This window comes from Gottfriedia acidiceleris, assembly GCF_004138285.1.
Lineage (GTDB): Bacteria > Bacillota > Bacilli > Bacillales > Bacillaceae_G > Gottfriedia > Gottfriedia acidiceleris_A.
In genome coordinates this window covers 83,059-100,741 of sequence record NZ_SCFN01000007.1, presented here as the reverse complement: position 1 = coordinate 100,741, position 17,683 = coordinate 83,059, and the positions used below count along the sequence as shown (strand labels likewise).

Genomic DNA, 17,683 nt, shown 5'->3' with positions numbered 1-17,683 from the left:
TCGCTTTTCTTTTTTGGGAATTATAGAGTTGCGACTTCATTTTGATCTACTAAATCAGCATCTAAAGTATTAGTTGCACTTGCACCGCTTATAGTTGCTGGGATAAACCCAGTATTTCCTGAACCTGAGCCAAAATATGATTTTGTTTGCGTTTTTGGTGAGATATTATTAAGATCTCCAGTATTTATATTTCCTTCATTGCTTGTGATAACGATTGCACCTAGAAATGTTGGCATGAAGTATTCTCCTTTCTTAATCTGTTAATTTTGGTTCTTTTTTCCGTGCTGGTACTACAGGTACTGAAGGCACGGTTGGTACTACTGTATGCACCGGAACTACAGGTGCTACTGGTACTACAGTGTGTGCTGTTACTACTGGCGAAACTGGTACTGTTGGTTGAACAAGTACATCTGATTGAGTTGGTTGCATCGATCCTGTCACGAGTGGCTGCATTAGTTGAGAAAATGTAGGTTGAGCATGACTAATGCCAGGAGTTTGGTAGTGTATTGTAGGTGGTGAGAGAAAATGTCGTATTTGATGGACTCGTGCTAACATTGTGGCACTATGAACTGACCCTATAACAGAAGCACTCGCTGAACTTATACCATTATAATTAATAGAACCAACTTGGATTGTCGGGTTAAGATTTACACGATTTAATTTTACATTTGGTACATATGGAAGATGTTTTGGAATTACTTTATAAAGTGGATAAATTTCAAAAACATCTCTGCTTGGAACAGCAAGTATATTTCCTTCTTCTTGAAGCGCGAGAGCATTTGACTCTGCATTTATTGAAAATGCATCCCCAAACTGTAAAATGCTTGAAAATAGTACTGTATTTACATCATATCTTTCTACAGCGGCTAAACGAAATCTTGGATCAATTTTAAACATTAACTTACAGATAAAGGTACAAATGGTCCAACTATTAACGATTCAGGTGGTGTGTCAAATATAGAGGATAGTGAAATATTATGAGCATCTCCAATCAAAAATAATGAAGATGATGAAATCGCTGTAAATTTTATTTCCTCTACTTGTAAATTGCAATTTGTTACATTTAAATTCATCCTTTATTCTCCTTTCCGATATTATGCGGTAAGTTTTGTAAAAAGGCACTATAGGCAGTTCGAATATCTCTTAACATGTGTAAAACGACTTCTTCTGAATATTGGAGCGGATTATCAGCGAAGTTTGGTTTATTTTTATATAAATCAATATAGTAAGGAATTCTAATATCCATTTGATTTCGAATATCATCGATCATCATTTGACGGTAATAATCATCAACTGCAACTCTAAGCTCTGTTTCTAATTGGAGAATGGTTTCTAGTGCTTCTTCCTTTAAATGGAAATGAATTCTTTCTTCTATATATGATTTCAAAGCTTTCATATTATTGTCAGGTTTAATATCAATTTGTTGGTTTTCCACTGTTAAATCATCGAATGTTGGGGCTTGAAGTGGATTTAGCCCGATTGTTAACGTACCATTTAAATTTTCTACTTTTAATTGGTCAAATTTGTATTCAATTTTATCAATTTTTGTCTCAGGTCTTTGAGAAAGTTCAATAACAGTAACCTCAAGCTGAGCAATTTTAGCTTTTAATTGTTCAATTATTTGGGACTGTTCATATAGTAATTGCTCAATTTGAGTCTGTCTTAACTCTAGTTGATTCATAGAATTCCCTCGCTTTCAATTTGCTACAGGAATAAATTTATGTCTCTTGCGAAGTTTGAACGATTTGACCTGGTTCAGTAAGTGGTGGTGCTGGTTCTAAATAATCTCCAGTATTATTCGTTATCGTTTTTGCATTTATATTTCCTGTTGTACCAATTTGAAAAACAGATGAGTTTACTATCCCACCAGTTTTTAGTTGATTAATAATAATTGTTTGATGTATATATATATTCAAACGACACCCTCCTTTACATGTTGCCAATCATTGGTTGATCAACTTGATCTTGATCATATACGTTCGAAATACTTTTGTTGTTATAAACAGTTACATTATCACCTGTATTAAACGAACCAGCACCGGCGTACGTTTGAGCATTACTTTTAGGTATGATATTATATGCGTCACCCACGTTAACTACACCACTACTACCGATACTGACAATATTAATTACTCCAACATAAGCAGGCATGACTGTACACCCTTTGTTTTTTATGATTATGTATTATATGGCCATTTAACCTAAAACGTGATTGTAGACTATGTATTGTTAAGAAGTATTAATTTTTATAATAGGAAGAAAAGGGGGAAGGGGAAATAAAAAGAGATGAGATATCTTATTCTATAACCAAAAAAAAAATACTAGCTGCAATTAGAATAAACTAATCGCAAGCTAGCTATTAGGCTCTCCTTTTAGAAGAGGTGAAGGTCGAGATCATATTCATGAGCCTGTCCAATTCCTGGCTACATAAAACTGTTTTCTTGTTTGTAAAACCATATCGTCCCGCATAATATACCATTCGGGCCCGTTTTTTCTCTATAACATGAAGCAGCAATTTAGTCACCAACTTTGTTCAAGAATAGGGAATTATGTCTAGGTCTCACGATGTATGTAATGCTATTATACAAAATCATTTTCATATGAGAAGACATTCGCTAAAAGAAGTGTAAAATTTACAAAATACTACAATATTCATCTGCATTCCATCTTGGGATAGTGGAAATTGAAAGGTTTTTGTAGGATAAACTATACGGAGTGTCGAATTGTAAGGAGCTATAGATGATATTGAATTTATTTTCGACAGTAGATTACAATCCTAGATTAATATAATTTTCGTTTTTTAAAAATGAATATTATGTCATGTTTTTTATAACGGTTAATAGGTATAAAATCATAGTTTATATTTTGAACAATTTGTGAATTTTTTAAAATCTTTTCTATTTCCATTTCATCTACATTTTTCCTTATTCAAGTACTTATGTTATGATTATTTAGAATATATATTTGGGAGGAAATGAAATGATTCACTTACATATTACATCGTGGGTAATCGCTATTATTTTAGCTTTAATTGTTGGGCATGGATACAAAAATGGTTGGAATGTGAAAGTTGCCCATATGATTTTACGACTTTTATACTTCGTTATTTTAGGAACTGGGCTGTATTTATTTATACATATTTCTAATAAAGAAAATATGCCGTCTAATATGATGATGCTTTATAACGTAAAAATGACACTTGGTATTCTTATGTTAGGTGTGTTTGAATATTTCACAGTGTCTTCTAAGAAACACCGTAAAATGGTTGTTCCTGCAACTATTTTTACAGTATTTATTTTAGCTTTATTATATTTAGGATTTAGATTACCACAAGGTTTTCACTTCTTTGCTTAATAAAAAAACTGTCACAATTTTCTTGTGGCAGTTTTTTGTATTTATGAAAGTTGTGTTAATAGGTAGCGATTACCTGTTGCTTTCGTAAGTTCAAATCGATGGTTTTGTTCTTCAGATGAAATTCTAAATTGGTGATATACTGAACAAACAAGTTCTCCATTATCAAATACGATGAAATTTACTCCTTCTGAAGGTGAACCTTCAGGTTGAAATGAAAGGAAGTTATGACAGTACAAGCAATCGTATAGGGAAAAACTATGTGTATTTAGTAGGTATGCTAAAGTATAAAATGATTCATCGCTCAAATTTTTCAAGAGTGAATCGAAGCTATATAAAAGCTTTCTTTGAATACGAAGGATATCGCCGTTTTGTAATTTTTTCTTTTTGGAATACTGAATAAGAAAATTACCATTTTTTAATGAAGCAGGAACCCACTCTTCATTTATAGAAACTTCAAAATCTTCATCGATAAGATCCTCAAGTAAAAATGCCTCATCAGTTTCATCATCGAAAAAGACCCATTCATCATTTATTTCTTCAATTGCTCCAATAGTAAAAGCGCGAGGTTGCTTTTGAAATAATTGTGATCGGTGCTTAAATTGCATTAAGTAACCTCCAGTTACAAGCGTTCTGCTGTTCATTGTTTATTTACATAGGTTCAGATGAAAAGTAGTGATTCGGACATTTTATTGAATCATAAAATTAAGTATCTAATAGAATCTTTTTTCGTTCGAACCTTTTTTTGAATCTCGAATATTGTTTTAAATGGATTAAAAATTTTACTCTATTTTCCGACCGGTATTAGGATTTATAAATCATAATAGCTGCGTTTATTTAATAAAGCTGCTACTTTTTTCATTTATTGACATAACTTAACTATTTTATAACTATGCAAAAATTAAAAAAACGTATGGACAAATAATGATAAGTTACCAACTTTTTTTGAGGATTAACGCACCTATTTTTAAAAACAATAATACGATATAGAATTAACTTTAGTTTTATAGGGAAATAGCCCAGAAAGGAGAAAAAAACATGTGCGGTATAACTGGGTGGGCAGATTTTCAAAAGGATTTATCTAATGTAAATTCAGTGACAAAAAAAATGGCTGAAACATTGTCTAAACGAGGTCCAGATGATACGAATATTTGGACGTCGAATCATTGTAGTTTTGGCCACAAAAGATTAGTTGTAGTTGATCCGGTAGGTGGAAAACAACCGATGCGTAAGACGAAAGGTAACTTCACGTATACGCTTTGCTACAATGGTGAGTTGTATAATACAGAGGATATTAGAAAAGAACTTTTAAAAAGAGGCTACACATTTCAAGGGCATTCAGATACTGAGGTTCTACTTACAAGTTATATTGAGTGGAAGGAAGCTTGTGTAGACAAATTTAATGGAATATTTGCTTTTGCAATCTGGGATGAAGAAAAGGAAAGTGTATTCATTGCAAGAGATCGTTTAGGTGTTAAACCTCTATTTTATAAAGAAGACTATAAAAGATTATTATTTGCTTCAGAAGTAAAGGCAATTTTAGCAAACCCTGGAGTAAAGGCTGAATTAACTGAAGAAGGGCTCTCAGAAGTATTTGGACTTGGTCCATCTCGTACGCCTGGTAATGGTGTTTTTGATGGAATTAAAGAACTCCGTGGTGGTCATGCTATGACTTTCTCAAGAAATGGACTTAAAATATGGAAATATTGGGATGTTAAAAGCGATATACACACGGATTCAGTTGATGAAACGATTGAAAAGGTACGTTTTTATGTTGAAGATGCAATCGTAAGACAATTGGTTTCCGATGTGCCATTATGTACATTTTTATCAGGTGGAGTGGATTCTAGTACGATTACAGCAATCGCTGCAAATCATTACGCTAAAGAAGGAAAAGGACAATTAACCACATATTCAATCGATTATGAAGAAAATGATAAATACTTTACATCAAGTGTATTCCAACCAAATTCAGATGCACCTTGGATTGAGCTAATGTCTTCAACCTTTAATACAAATCATCAAAGATGTGTCATTACAAATGAAGAACTGGTTCAATATTTAGATGAAGCTACAGAGTGTCGTGATCTTCCAGGAATGGCGGATGTCGATTCTTCATTATTATGGTTTTGTCAAAAAATTAAACAGAACTTTGTAGTAGGTTTATCAGGAGAATGTGCTGATGAAATTTTTGGTGGGTATCCATGGTTTCACCGAGAAGATGATTTGAATAGACCAGCGTTTCCTTGGATGAGATCAACAGAACTTCGTCAAAAGCTTTTAAAAGACGAATGGAGTAAGAAACTAAATTTAGCACAGTACGTTCAAGATCGATACAATGAGACTGTAAAAGAAACGCCAATCCTTGAAGGAGAAAGTCCATTAGAAGCTAAAAGAAGACAACTGTTTTATTTAAATCGTCAATGGTTTATGGCGCAATTATTAGATCGAAAAGATCGGATGAGTATGGGAGCGAGCCTTGAAGTGCGTGTTCCTTTTGCAGATCACCGACTTGTCGAATATGTATGGAATATCCCTTGGGAGCTTAAAATGTATGGAGATCGCGAAAAAGGTATCTTAAGAAAATCACTTGAAGGTCTGTTGCCAGATGATATCTTATACCGCAAAAAAAGCCCGTATCCAAAGACGCATAACCCGGTATATACAAAATTAGTTGTTCAAAAATTAAAAGAAGCATTAAAAGATAAAAGCTCAGCTCTTTACGAGTTTCTTGATAAAGAGCAATTAAATAGTTTAGTTGAAAGTGAAGGAAAAGCATTTCAAGTTCCATGGTACGGACAATTAATGTCTGGACCTCAATTACTAGCTCATTTATATCAAATTCATGTTTGGTTTAAAAAATTCAATATTAATGTGAAAGCTTAAAGTATAGGGGTGATCTTTTTCACCTCTTTTTTGTATGTTTAAATAAAGAAGCTAGAGTAGGGTGCGGAACTGCAAATTAAAAATGAGAATCGCAATTAAAAACGATAAGAAGGAATCTGTGTGTAAAATTCTAAACGCTGAGGGACAGTTGCACTAAGCGTAAATTGATAAGTTTCATAAGTGCATTAGCCTTAAATTTCATCTGTGTAAATGTACTATATTATTAATCAATAAAAAACCTAGTCATATATAACGACTAGGTTTTCATGCTGTTGAAAAAAGAATTTGTCAATTAAATTGTTGGATTGATCATTGATAAGTAAGTTGTGTCATATGATTTCCACTACAGGGTGCTCGCTTTCCATGGGGCGAGATTCTTGAGCCTCCTCGGCGTCGCCTGTGGGGTCTCAGTCTTCCCGCTTCTCCCATAGGAGTCGAGCGCCCTTTCGTTCCAATCAAGTTCTTTATAAAAAAATAATAATCTTAAAAACAATTGAATAGTTAATTGAACGAATGAATTACCCTTTATTAATCAAATTGTAACTTATGATAACGACTTACACATCTTAATATTGATCGTCAAAAAAGAAGATATTTTAATTTTCACGAGTTAGTTAAAACATTTATATATCAACCAAAATCACTTATTTATCAATGAGATGACAGATTAAACAATATTAAATATACATTTTTTTCATAGAAATTCATTTAAGGTTGGTATTTTCAATATTGACTACAATATATTTCAACACTCTGAAAACCTAGTCATATATAACGACTAGGTTTTAAAAATCTAATAATCGTTTTGTAATGCGTCTCTTCCTTCCTCCCCAGTGCGGATTTTAATCGCGTTTTCAATAGGATATACAAATATTTTACCATCCCCAGGTTTTCCTGTTTTTAAAACTCTTTTTGCTTCATCAATAACAGCTTGAACTGGTACGTCACATACGACTATTTCAACCTTAATTTTTTCATGTAAATTGATCGTTCGTTTTTTTCCTCGATACACTTCCGTATAGCCTGATTGCATTCCGCATCCTAAAACGTTCGTTACGGTCATTCCTGTGATCCCTACTTTTGAAAGGGCATCTTTTAAAACATCAAATTTATCTGGCCGAGTAATGATTTCAATTTTCGTTAATTTTGCAGACATTTTTATCCCTCCTTAAATACTTGCGTCGTGGTATGCTTTTTCTCCATGAATGCTTAAGTCAAGGCCGAGGTTTTCTTCCTCTTGATCGACACGAATGCTGATGAAAAGGCCTATAACTTTCACAATTAAAAAGGTAATAACTCCTGCAAAAAGATAGGTTGCTCCGATTGCGAGTAGTTGTTTCCAAAGAAGTGTTATGTCACCGTAAAAAAGTCCGTTTGCACCAGCACTATTTACTGATTTTGTGGCGAATAATCCTGTTGCAATAGCTCCCCATGTCCCTCCGATTCCGTGACAACCGAATGCGTCTAAAGCATCGTCATATCCGAATTTATATTTTAAGTAAGTTACTGCTAAAAAGCATATGACGCCACCTAAAAATCCAATCACGATTGATGAGAGAGGAGTGACGAAACCGCAAGCAGGTGTAATTGCAACTAAACCAGCTACGGCACCACTAACGCCACCTAAAATAGTAGGCTTTTTATTTACGTACCATTCCACCAGCACCCAAGCAACTGAAGCTGCAGCAGCTGCAGTATTTGTATTAATGAATGCAGTTAATGCCACATCATTTAATGTTAAAGCACTACCAACATTAAATCCGAACCACCCAAACCATAATAGACCAGCGCCTAATACAGTTAGTGGTAAATGATGAGGTGATGTAGAGCCGAAATCACGTCTTTTACCAAGAAGAAGAGCCAGAACTAAACCTGAAACACCAGAGGAAATATGGACAACTGTTCCGCCAGCGAAGTCTAAAGCACCTAGATTACGAAGCCACCCATCCACGCCCCAAACCCAGTGAGCTAATGGATCATAAACAAATGTTGTCCATAAAAGAGTAAATAATAGAAATGCTGAAAATTTCATGCGCTCAGCGAAGGCACCTGATATAAGAGCAGGAGTTAAAATTGCAAACATTAGCTGGAACATCATGAAAAGATTATGAGGGACTGTTGCGCTGTAGTTATCATTTGGAGTAAAACCAACATCCTTTAATGCTGCCCATGAAAAATTACCAATCAAATGATTAAAATCTGGACCGAATGCTAAAGAGTAGCCAATTAACACCCACTGGATTGATACAATTGCCATGGCAGCATAGCTATGCATTGTAGTACTTAATACGTTTTTACTTTTAACCATACCGCCGTAAAAAAGTGCTAAACCAGGTGTCATAATCATGACTAAAACAGTTGAAATAAAAAGAAATACACTATCCGCAGCTTGAATACCGTTCATCTTAATTCCCCATTTCTTTAATGTTAGTTTTTATAACATTAAATGTTATATAAGTTATCATATTCAGAATATATGCAAAATTCAATAATAATTTCATGAAAATGCCAAAAAAATATATAAAAAAATAATGAAAACGCTAACATTTATCTAATTTGTTAGAAAATCTAACATATCGTAAAATAGTGAATAAAAATACAGACTCAACTAAATGAGTCTGTATCTTCTAATTGTAAGATTAAAAAGTCGGTCTCTGGTAGATCAACACCAATTGAATCAGATTCAGTTGCAAACTGTTCGCCATTCCATACATTTGTAATTCTTTTCTTACCTAAATTTATTGGTACTTTAACTGATTGTTTTTCGCTGGAGTTATTAATTATGATAAAAAAATGAAATTGATTATTCTTCCTTTCATACATAACAATGTCAGGTTGGTCAGTTTGTACCCAATTAAACTCACCGTCATTTTCTAAAACTGGGTATTTTTTTCTTATCGAAATCAGTTTTTTTATTGAATCAAAGATACTTAAATTATATTGAGATTTGTCCCAAAGCATACAGCTTCGGCATTCAGGGTCATTTCCACCTTTTAGACCAATTTCATCTCCGTAATAGATACATGGGGTTCCAAAGAAAGTAAATAAAAAGACGTATAATAGTATCACTCTTTTTTCATTTTGATTACATTGTGTCAGTATTCTTGGTGTATCATGTGAACCTAATACATTGAAGAGTGCTTTGATCACAGATAATGGATATTGAGCTATTAAATCGTTAATCGAATATTGAAATTGTATCTTTGAAATCGATTGATAACCGAAATAAGCAAAAAGTGATTTCATTAGAGGATAATTCATAACAGAATCGAATTCGTCGCCCCTTAGCCATGGCATTGCATGGTGCCAAATCTCACCTACAATAAACAAATCATTTTTTAGTTCCTTCATTTTTTTATTAAATAGTTTCCAAAAATAATGATCGATTTCGTTTGCTACATCTAAACGCCAACCATCTATATTAAATTCTTTTATCCAATAAGAACCTATTTCTAATAAAAAATTCTGTACTTCTTTATTTTCTGTATTTAGTTTTGGCATTTCCTTTACAAAAGAAAAAGTTTCATATGCAGCATTGTTTTGTTCATCTTTAAAAAAGTGAAACCACTCAAAAAAGGCGGATTCCTTTCCGTTTTGCAAGGCATCCTGAAATGGGGGAAAGGATGCACTTGTATGGTTAAATACTGCATCAAGCATTACTCGAATATTATTTTCATGACATTTTTCGATTAATGTTTTTAAGACTTTTTCATTTCCAAAAGTAGGATCTATTCTAAAATAATTGATTGTATTATATTTATGATTTGAATTTGCTTCAAAAATAGGAGTTAAATAAATTCCGGATATTCCTAAATTTTTAAGATAATCTATTTTTTGAATAACACCTTCTAAATCACCACCAAAATAGCTTAAACTTGTTGGTAGGGTAGAGCCCCACGGAGTCGAATTGATAGGATTATTCTTGCTATTTCCACTAGCAAATCGATCGGGGAAAATTTGATACCAAATTGTATCATTAATCCAACTCGGAGGTGATATTAAATTATTTTTATGAAGAAATGGCAATGTAAAACAGTTCGACTGATCATTAGGGTTAAAATTATTTGAAAATCCGCCCTCGCCATAAAATAGAGAATCCTGCTCATTTTTTAAAAGAAACTGATATTTCATTCGTTTATTTGGAGGGATAACATTTACTTCCCAGTAGTCAAATAGTTCCGTGGAAAATGCAAGATACATGGAGAGTGTTGATTCGATTTGCCAACCTGAATCATTAAATTTGAATGGATCTCCGAAATAAAAAATAATTTCTGTGCAATCAGCTTTTTTTGTTCGAATTCTTAAACGATAGGTTTTATCATCTATTGAAAAAGCATATTGATCATATGGTTGATGATATATTGATTCAATTTGCATGATACCACCCTTTATTTTTAGTATAATTTTTTATGAATGTCTATAAGGAATTAACTTGCTATCTAATTTAGTAACAGTATAATTAAATAGTGTGTGCAATCGCTTCCATCTTTATGAAATTTAATTTAACATTTGAATTTCATTGTAATATTTTGCAAAATAATGTAGAGAGTGAAATTTATGTACATGCGAGTGTCTTGCAGGGGGAGAAAAAATGAGGCGATTTGGTTTTTTAATACTAGTGTCTGTACTGTTTTTTAGTACGTTACCAAGTATTAGTTTTGCAGAAAAAAATACAACAGATCTAAGTAAAGAAATGATTTATCGAATTTTAGTCGATCGTTTTTTTGATGGTAATCCTAGGAATGATAAAAATACAGATCCGAAAGATTTAAATAAATCTCAGGGTGGGGATTTAGATGGTATTACCCAAAAATTAGATTATCTTAAGGATTTTGGATATAATGCTATTTCGATTTCACCTATTTTTGAGAATGACGTAAATTCATATGATGGATTCTCAGTCGTTAATTTTAGAAAAATTGATCCTAGGTTCGGAACAAATAAAGAACTTAAGAAGTTAGTAAAAGAAGCGCATAAACGTAATATAAAAGTTTATATTGATTTTGTTACAAATAATGCTTCGCCAAATAGTGAACTTGCTAAGAAAACGGATTGGTTTAATCCCGAAAATAGTACTAGTTCAGAGAAGAAATGGATAAATGGGTTACCTGATTTTAACCAAGAAAACAATGAGGTAGCAAATTACTTAATCGAAACAGCTAAGTATTGGATGGATCAAGCTAATTTTGACGGATATAATTTACAAGAAGTAAATAATGTACCTGTTTCTTTTTGGGAATCATTTAACAAAGAAATAAAAAAGAAAAATCCAAATTTCATTTTATTTGCTGATTTAAATGCTTCAAGTGAAATAGATCTAAATAAATATAAAAATTTAGGTTTTAATGGAATTTATAATGTAGATTCTGTAGCTGATTTGGCAAATACATTTTCTTCACAAAATCAATCTTTAACTGACATAATGAAGCTGCAAACTGATTTAAGTAAGCAGTTAGGCTCGACATTAATGATTAACTATTTAGATGATGAAATGACTAAGCGCTTTGTTTCATTAGCTGTATCAAAAGGTGAGTATCCACCTTCAAGATTAAAGTTGGCACTTGCATATTTATTTACAACACCAGGGATTCCATTGACGTATTATGGGACAGAAATTGCACTAAATGGTGGAAACATCCCTGATAATCGAAAAGGAATGGATTTCCGTACTGATGAAGATTTTTCAAAATATATTAAAAAACTGACTGAATTAAGAAGAACTTTACCGTCTCTTTCTGATGGGGATTTTAAAGTACTTTATGATGATTCAAAAGGTATGACATTAATTCAGAGACATTATAATGATGAAACTACTATCGTTGCAATAAATAATACTTCTCTTGATCAAAAGGTTCATTTAGATTTTGATGTCGTTAAAAAATCTAATGAATTAAGAGGGATGTTAAATGATGATTTGGTCCGTCCAAATAAAAAAGGATTTGATATAGTCCTTAAAAGAGAATCTTCAAATGTTTATGCAGTTGCACCTAAAACTAGCTTAAACATTGGAGTGATTATTGCAATACCATCTATTTTTGTTGCTTTTATCATCTTTTTATGGTTTGCAAGAAGACGTAATAATGAGCAGAAATAAATACTAGTTAGTTGAGCTTAGAATACTTGAAATGATTGCTGTCTTTTTTAGTATTCTAAGCAAATTAGTAAAAGATTAAATCCACTAGATTCCAGTATTATAAACGGGACATCGACTTGTGAAGGAAGATGTGGATTTTATCAAGAATCAATAATCTTTTAAATAGAGTCTACATCTAAAGAAGAAATGATAACGTTTACATTCATTCGTAAATAAGGGGAATAAAAATGACTATTACAATTAAGGATGTTGCGAAGAAAGCGAATGTAGCGCCTTCAACGGTGTCTCGAGTTATCTCAAACAACCCAAGAATTAGTGAAAAAACAAAAAGAAAAGTTAGAAAAGTAATGGATGAACTAAATTATCATCCAAATTTAAATGCAAGGTCATTGGCTAATCGATCTACGAAATCAATTGGATTAGTTTTGCCACCAGCATTAGATACATCATTTCATAATCCTTTTTTTGCAGAAGTAATTCGAGGTGTGACAGCGTATTCAAATCAAAAGGATTACTCTCTTTATTTTATTACAGGAAACAATGAAGATGAAGTTGAGCAAACTGTGATTAAAACAATTAGAGGTAGAAGAGTCGATGGAATTATTCTGCTTTACTCTAAGGAAAATGATAAGATTATTGATTATTTGAACGAGAATAATTTTCCTTTTGTATTAGTAGGGAAGCCTTATCATTCAATTGATGATATAACATATATTGATAACGATAATTATGCAGCTGCTAGAGATGTAACCAATTATTTAATTGATCATGGACATCGACAAATTGCGTTTGTTGGAGGAGAAAGTAATCTTCTTGTAACTCAAAACCGTTTACGAGGCTTCCAAGATTCAATGCAATTAAACGGACTTTCAGTAAATGAAGAAGAAATTATATTCACATCATTTACGAGAGACGGTGGAAGGAAAGCAGTAAATCAATTGCTTGAACTAAAGGAGCTTCCGACTGCGATTGTTGTAACTGATGATGTATTAGCATTAGGAATTATAAGTGTATTAAGTGAACATAATATTTCAGTCCCGAATAATATTTCAATTATTAGCTTTAATAATGCAATTTTTGCAGAATTAGCAAACCCACCATTAACATCTGTAGATATTAATATTTATCAATTAGGCAATGAAGCAGCGAAAAATATTATTTCAAAAATTGAAGAACCAGATGGTACTGAAAAAAGTATTATCGTTCCATATAAAATAGTAGTCCGTGGTACATGTGTAAAGAATGAGAGATTAACGCTAGTTAGTAGTTAATTAAATGTTAAAAAAGAGGATGACTAGTTTCATCCTCTTTTAATTATGTATATATTATCGGTAATTCAAAAATTGAACATCAATAGATAAATCTGCACCTTTTACAGCAGCGATAATAGATTGTAAATCATCTCTACTTTTTGCAGTTACACGGATTTGATCATCTTGAATTTGTGATTTTACTTTTAATCCACTATTTTTAATGATTGTATTGATTTTTTTTGCATTATCTTTATCAATACCTTGAACTAATTTAGCTCTTTGTCTTACTGTACCACCTGAAGCACCTTCAACTTTACTGTAGTCTAGGTTTTTAATAGGAACATTGCGTTTAATTAATTTACTAATTAATACGTCTTTTAATTGCTCTAACTTAAAATCGTCATCAGAAACTAAAACAAGTTCTTCTTTTTCTAAAGTAATTGAGCTTTTGCTTCCTTTAAAGTCATAGCGAGTTGCGATTTCTTTTGTAGCAAGTTGAATCGCATTCGAGACTTCTGGTAAGTCTACTTTTGAAACAATATCAAATGAACTTTCTTTTGACATAGATAGAATCCCTCCAATTCGTTAATACTTGTATTATAGTGTATGATAGACGAAGTAACAAACTTTCAGGTTAGCATGATATAATAATTTTTAGTTTAAAAGTTAAGAGAGGATGTAACAAAAAATGAGTTTACAAGCAGGAGAGATTGTAACTTTAGTTTGCAGTCGAGAAACGGATATTGGGTATATGCTTGTCCAAGATCAAGAAGAAGTTTTTTTACATAAAAATGAGGCATCTGGTGAAGTTGAAATAGATCAAGAAGTAACTGTATTTTTATATCATGATTCTAAAGGTAGACTTTCTGCAACGATGGAAATGCCATTCATTACAACAGAAGGTTATGGATTTGCAAAAGTAGTAGATAAACTTGATGGAGTGGGTGTTTTTGTAAACATCGGCATTTCAAAAGATATTCTTTTAGAAAAAGGTGACCTTCCACCTCTTCAAGAAGTTTGGCCTGAAGAAGGCGATGAAATTTTTTGTACGTTAAAGCAAACAAACAAAGGTAGACTGTTAATTAAAATTGCTACTGAACCAGTTATGAAAGAGTTTTCTGTACCAGCTGAACCTAATATGCTTAATAAAAATGTTACAGGGATCATTTATCGTACTTTAAGAGTAGGGTCTTATATTTTAACTGATGAACGATTTATAGGTTTTATCCATGAATCACAGAGGAAAACTGAACCTCGCATTGGTGAAAGGGTAAGTGGACGCATTATTGATGTGAAAGATGATGGAAGTATTAACGTATCACTTTTACCAAGAGTGCATGAAGGATTAGATCAAGAAGCAAATGAAATTTATGAATATATGATGAGTCGTGGTGGGGCAATGCCTTACTGGGATAAGAGCGACGCAGAGGATATTAAAGTAAGATTTAATATTAGTAAGGCTTCGTTTAAGCGAGCGATGGGTAGATTATTAAAGGAAAATAAAATCTATCAAGAAGACGGATGGACATACGCAAAAGAACTGTTTGAGAAGAAAGAGCAATAATTAGGTTTTGAAACCATTTCACTAGGTGAAGTGGTTTTTTTGCTATTTTTTTACAATATACAGGCATACTAGACATATGAATGTTTAGGAGGCTTGTAGGTGAATGACAAAAAAGAATTGTTAATAAAAATTCTTGTAGTTATATTTGGTGCATTTATGAATGCATTTGCGATGAATTGTTTTTTAATTCCTGTCAGTGTTTATTCAAGTGGTTTTTCTGGTTTAGCTCAGTTACTTACTAATTTATTAAATGATTTTACACCTTTTTCGGCTTCTACTGGTATTTTACTTGCAATATTAAATATCCCTGTAATTATTTTAGCATGGAAAAAAATAGGTCCATCCTTTACGTATTTTACGATTTTAAGCGTTGGAATCACGACGTTATTTTTAGAAGTAATCCCGGTAACGCCTCTATTCTCAAAAGATATTTTACTAAACGCAGTATTTGGTGGATTAATTGTAGCAGTTGGGATTGGATATACATTAAAGTTTGGTGCTTCAACAGGTGGGTTAGATATAGTTGCTCTAGTATTATCACGTTCGAAAGGAAAACCAGTTGGTACATACTTTTTCCTATTTAATGCGTTAATTATATTAACGGCTGGCTATATATATGGAATGGAGAAAGCACTTTATACATTAATTAACCTATATGTTACTTCTAGATTCATTGATGCAATTCATACTAGTCATATTAAAGTAACTGCCTTTATTGTAACGACAAAAGGTGATGAGTTGCGTAAAGAAATCCATTCGCAGTTAGTGCGAGGAATTACTGCAATCAATGCAAAAGGTGCCTTTACGAATCAAGATAAACAAATTTTAATGATGGTACTATCACGGTATGAGCTATATCATCTATCGAAAGTCATTAAATCAGTTGATGAAAAGGCGTTTACAAATATCGTTCAAACAATTGATGTATTTGGAGAATTTAGGAAGTTTTAAGAGTGGAAATAATAAAGGGAAAATGAATTTAAGCTCAATCTATTTATTAAAAAATTCATAAAAAACTGTTCAACCTTTACCAAAATTAATGGAAAAGTTGAACAGTTTTATTTTTTGAATCTTATTAATAATAAGGCTTTTTCAAGTTTAGAAAGTTCTTATTGTCTTTCAGAAAGATTTAAATATACTTAAACTATTGGATGAAATTCTACATGTTTTTGAATCGATTAAAACGTTTTTAAAATATTAAAGATGATCGACACTTTTAGAAAAAGATTTCTTACCAGCTTGTGCATTTTTACTTTCTTGTGCATTTTTCTTTTCTCTTATAGCGTTATTATCTTTTGCTTTTTTGTCATTATCACTAGTAGGCATATTTAAGCTCCTTTATAAGAAATGATAATGTTAGGTTTGCCTTTATCACCTTAATTATGTATGAGTGTTCGTTTTTACATTTGGCTTTTGTTAAACAAGTATGATGTTTTTACAGAGGCAATTTTTTAATATAGAGAGAAGTTTTATTTTTTTGAGGAGGAAGCAGAGTTGGTGGAAAGAAATAAAGAGCTGTTATTTAAGCTGGTTGTAGTAATGATTGGTGGATTTTTAAATGCGTTTGCAATGAATTGTTTTTTAATCCCTGCTAATGTTTATTCAAGTGGTTTTGCAGGTCTAGCCCAGTTACTTTCAAATATTATTACTGACTACACTCCGTTTACAGCAACGACGGGGATTCTTTTAGCGTTATTAAATATTCCTGTTATCGTCTTAGCATGGAAAAAAGTTGGACGTTCCTTTACGTATTTTAGTTTCTTTAGTGTAGGGATCATGACATTATTTTTGGAAATCTTACCTGTTAAACCAATTTTTTCTGATGATATTCTACTTAATGCAGTTTTTGGTGGTTTAATTGCTGCGATCGGAATTGGAATGACATTAAAATTTGGTGGATCTACAGGTGGGTTAGATATCATCGCCTTAGTTCTTTCAAAATCAAAAGGGAAACCGGTTGGAACCTATTTCTTTTTGTTTAATGCAATTATTATCGTTACAGCTGGCCAGCTATATGGAATGGAAAAAGCTCTTTATACTTTAATCAATTTATATGTTACTACTCGTGTGATTGATAGTGTTCATACAAGTCATGTTAAGCTAACGGCAATGATTGTTACGACAAAAGGTGAAGAGCTTAGGAAAGAAATTCATGCGAAACTTGTGCGAGGGATTACGCAAATGAATGCTACTGGAGCATTTACTAAACAAGATAAAGATATCTTAATGATTGTATTATCTCGTTATGAATTATATGATTTGGAAAGAATTATAAAAAAGGTAGATCCAAAAGCTTTTACTAATGTGGTACAAACCGTTGATGTTTTAGGGGAATTTAGAAAGATTTAAATAGATAAAGACTAGCAAAAAGTTGAAATTTGCTAGTCTTTTTTATGAATAGAATTATTTCAATTCAGGATTTTCGAGTTTTTGTTTTCCTTTTAATTCATTAAAAATTGAAGCAGAACTTTGAGTATTCTCGCTTAAATGATTATACAATTTTTGATTTTCCTGTAAAAAATTTTTCAAGAGTAT

Annotated in this window: 20 protein-coding genes; 7 read left to right on the top strand and 13 right to left on the bottom strand. The window is 32.1% G+C overall.

Features of this window, described 5'->3' with window-relative positions; all coding sequences use genetic code 11:
* Window positions 1-20: 20 nt before the first annotated feature.
* The 7 genes from EP747_RS12450 to EP747_RS12420 form a co-directional block, all read right to left on the bottom strand.
* Window positions 21-236 (bottom strand): spore germination protein, encoded by a 216-nt coding sequence (locus EP747_RS12450; protein WP_129690388.1) that lies wholly within the window; start codon window positions 234-236, stop codon window positions 21-23.
* Window positions 237-252: 16 nt separating this feature from the next.
* A complete protein-coding gene (locus EP747_RS12445) occupies window positions 253-897 on the bottom strand; it encodes a spore germination protein GerPE (protein WP_129690386.1) in 645 nt (214 codons plus the stop codon).
* Complete coding sequence (locus EP747_RS12440) at window positions 897-1,073, bottom strand: spore gernimation protein GerPD (RefSeq protein ID WP_114344772.1); 177 nt, start codon at window positions 1,071-1,073, stop codon at window positions 897-899. The genes EP747_RS12445 and EP747_RS12440 overlap by 1 nt, the downstream gene beginning before the upstream one ends.
* The gene (gerPC, locus tag EP747_RS12435; protein WP_129690384.1) at window positions 1,070-1,681 is read right to left on the bottom strand and encodes a spore germination protein GerPC; all 612 of its coding nucleotides are present in this window, start codon (window positions 1,679-1,681) and stop codon (window positions 1,070-1,072) included. Before gerPC ends, EP747_RS12440 begins: the two co-directional genes overlap by 4 nt.
* A 37-nt stretch (window positions 1,682-1,718) precedes the next feature.
* Window positions 1,719-1,916: a spore germination protein GerPB gene (locus EP747_RS12430; protein ID WP_129690382.1), complete on the bottom strand. Its 198-nt coding sequence runs from the start codon at window positions 1,914-1,916 to the stop codon at window positions 1,719-1,721.
* 13 nt (window positions 1,917-1,929) lie between these two features.
* Window positions 1,930-2,151, bottom strand: a complete 222-nt coding sequence (locus EP747_RS12425) for a spore germination protein (protein WP_129690380.1) — start codon at window positions 2,149-2,151, stop codon at window positions 1,930-1,932.
* A 208-nt stretch (window positions 2,152-2,359) separates the two neighbouring features.
* The gene (locus EP747_RS12420) at window positions 2,360-2,515 is read right to left on the bottom strand and encodes an aspartyl-phosphate phosphatase Spo0E family protein (protein ID WP_088012099.1); all 156 of its coding nucleotides are present in this window, start codon (window positions 2,513-2,515) and stop codon (window positions 2,360-2,362) included.
* A gap of 464 nt (window positions 2,516-2,979) precedes the next feature.
* Between EP747_RS12420 and EP747_RS12415 the strand changes: the two genes are divergently transcribed.
* Window positions 2,980-3,354, top strand: coding sequence for a DUF1516 family protein (locus EP747_RS12415; protein WP_098427745.1), 375 nt, complete (start codon window positions 2,980-2,982; stop codon window positions 3,352-3,354).
* A 41-nt stretch (window positions 3,355-3,395) separates the two neighbouring features.
* Here the strand turns inward: EP747_RS12415 and EP747_RS12410 are convergent, their stop codons facing one another.
* On the bottom strand, window positions 3,396-3,959 hold the full coding sequence (locus EP747_RS12410) for a DUF2777 family protein (protein WP_165347025.1): 564 nt from the start codon (window positions 3,957-3,959) through the stop codon (window positions 3,396-3,398).
* 430 nt (window positions 3,960-4,389) lie between these two features.
* Between EP747_RS12410 and asnB the strand changes: the two genes are divergently transcribed.
* Complete coding sequence (asnB, locus tag EP747_RS12405) at window positions 4,390-6,237, top strand: asparagine synthase (glutamine-hydrolyzing) (RefSeq protein ID WP_129690376.1); 1,848 nt, start codon at window positions 4,390-4,392, stop codon at window positions 6,235-6,237.
* A gap of 793 nt (window positions 6,238-7,030) precedes the next feature.
* On the opposite strand, the gene EP747_RS12400 is transcribed toward asnB, so the two are convergent.
* The 3 genes from EP747_RS12400 to EP747_RS12390 all read right to left on the bottom strand — a co-directional run bounded on the left by EP747_RS12400 (window position 7,031) and on the right by EP747_RS12390 (window position 10,614).
* Window positions 7,031-7,393 carry a P-II family nitrogen regulator gene (locus EP747_RS12400; protein ID WP_129690374.1) on the bottom strand — a complete coding sequence of 121 codons (363 nt, stop codon included), beginning with the start codon at window positions 7,391-7,393 and terminating at the stop codon, window positions 7,031-7,033.
* Between the two features lie 12 nt (window positions 7,394-7,405).
* Window positions 7,406-8,632: an ammonium transporter gene (locus tag EP747_RS12395; RefSeq protein ID WP_129690677.1), complete on the bottom strand. Its 1,227-nt coding sequence runs from the start codon at window positions 8,630-8,632 to the stop codon at window positions 7,406-7,408.
* Window positions 8,633-8,841: 209 nt separating this feature from the next.
* Window positions 8,842-10,614 (bottom strand): glycoside hydrolase family 13 protein, encoded by a 1,773-nt coding sequence (locus tag EP747_RS12390; RefSeq protein ID WP_129690372.1) that lies wholly within the window; start codon window positions 10,612-10,614, stop codon window positions 8,842-8,844.
* Between the two features lie 214 nt (window positions 10,615-10,828).
* Between EP747_RS12390 and EP747_RS12385 the strand changes: the two genes are divergently transcribed.
* Both EP747_RS12385 and EP747_RS12380 read left to right on the top strand, forming a co-directional pair.
* Window positions 10,829-12,331 carry an alpha-amylase family glycosyl hydrolase gene (locus tag EP747_RS12385; RefSeq protein WP_129690370.1) on the top strand — a complete coding sequence of 501 codons (1,503 nt, stop codon included), beginning with the start codon at window positions 10,829-10,831 and terminating at the stop codon, window positions 12,329-12,331.
* A gap of 227 nt (window positions 12,332-12,558) precedes the next feature.
* A complete protein-coding gene (locus EP747_RS12380; RefSeq protein ID WP_129690368.1) occupies window positions 12,559-13,602 on the top strand; it encodes a LacI family DNA-binding transcriptional regulator in 1,044 nt (347 codons plus the stop codon).
* Between the two features lie 54 nt (window positions 13,603-13,656).
* Here the strand turns inward: EP747_RS12380 and EP747_RS12375 are convergent, their stop codons facing one another.
* Window positions 13,657-14,148: a YajQ family cyclic di-GMP-binding protein gene (locus tag EP747_RS12375; RefSeq protein ID WP_129690366.1), complete on the bottom strand. Its 492-nt coding sequence runs from the start codon at window positions 14,146-14,148 to the stop codon at window positions 13,657-13,659.
* A 124-nt stretch (window positions 14,149-14,272) separates the two neighbouring features.
* Between EP747_RS12375 and EP747_RS12370 the strand changes: the two genes are divergently transcribed.
* Both EP747_RS12370 and EP747_RS12365 read left to right on the top strand, forming a co-directional pair.
* Window positions 14,273-15,148, top strand: coding sequence for a S1 RNA-binding domain-containing protein (locus EP747_RS12370; RefSeq protein ID WP_129690364.1), 876 nt, complete (start codon window positions 14,273-14,275; stop codon window positions 15,146-15,148).
* Window positions 15,149-15,247: 99 nt separating this feature from the next.
* Window positions 15,248-16,099, top strand: coding sequence for a YitT family protein (locus EP747_RS12365; RefSeq protein WP_268895632.1), 852 nt, complete (start codon window positions 15,248-15,250; stop codon window positions 16,097-16,099).
* A 246-nt stretch (window positions 16,100-16,345) separates the two neighbouring features.
* Here the strand turns inward: EP747_RS12365 and EP747_RS12360 are convergent, their stop codons facing one another.
* Window positions 16,346-16,474 carry a DUF3941 domain-containing protein gene (locus tag EP747_RS12360; RefSeq protein WP_097973689.1) on the bottom strand — a complete coding sequence of 43 codons (129 nt, stop codon included), beginning with the start codon at window positions 16,472-16,474 and terminating at the stop codon, window positions 16,346-16,348.
* Between the two features lie 213 nt (window positions 16,475-16,687).
* Here EP747_RS12360 and EP747_RS12355 point away from each other — a divergent pair, with 213 nt between their 5' ends.
* The gene (locus EP747_RS12355) at window positions 16,688-17,497 is read left to right on the top strand and encodes a YitT family protein (protein WP_129690675.1); all 810 of its coding nucleotides are present in this window, start codon (window positions 16,688-16,690) and stop codon (window positions 17,495-17,497) included.
* The last annotated feature ends 186 nt before the right edge of the window (window positions 17,498-17,683 follow it).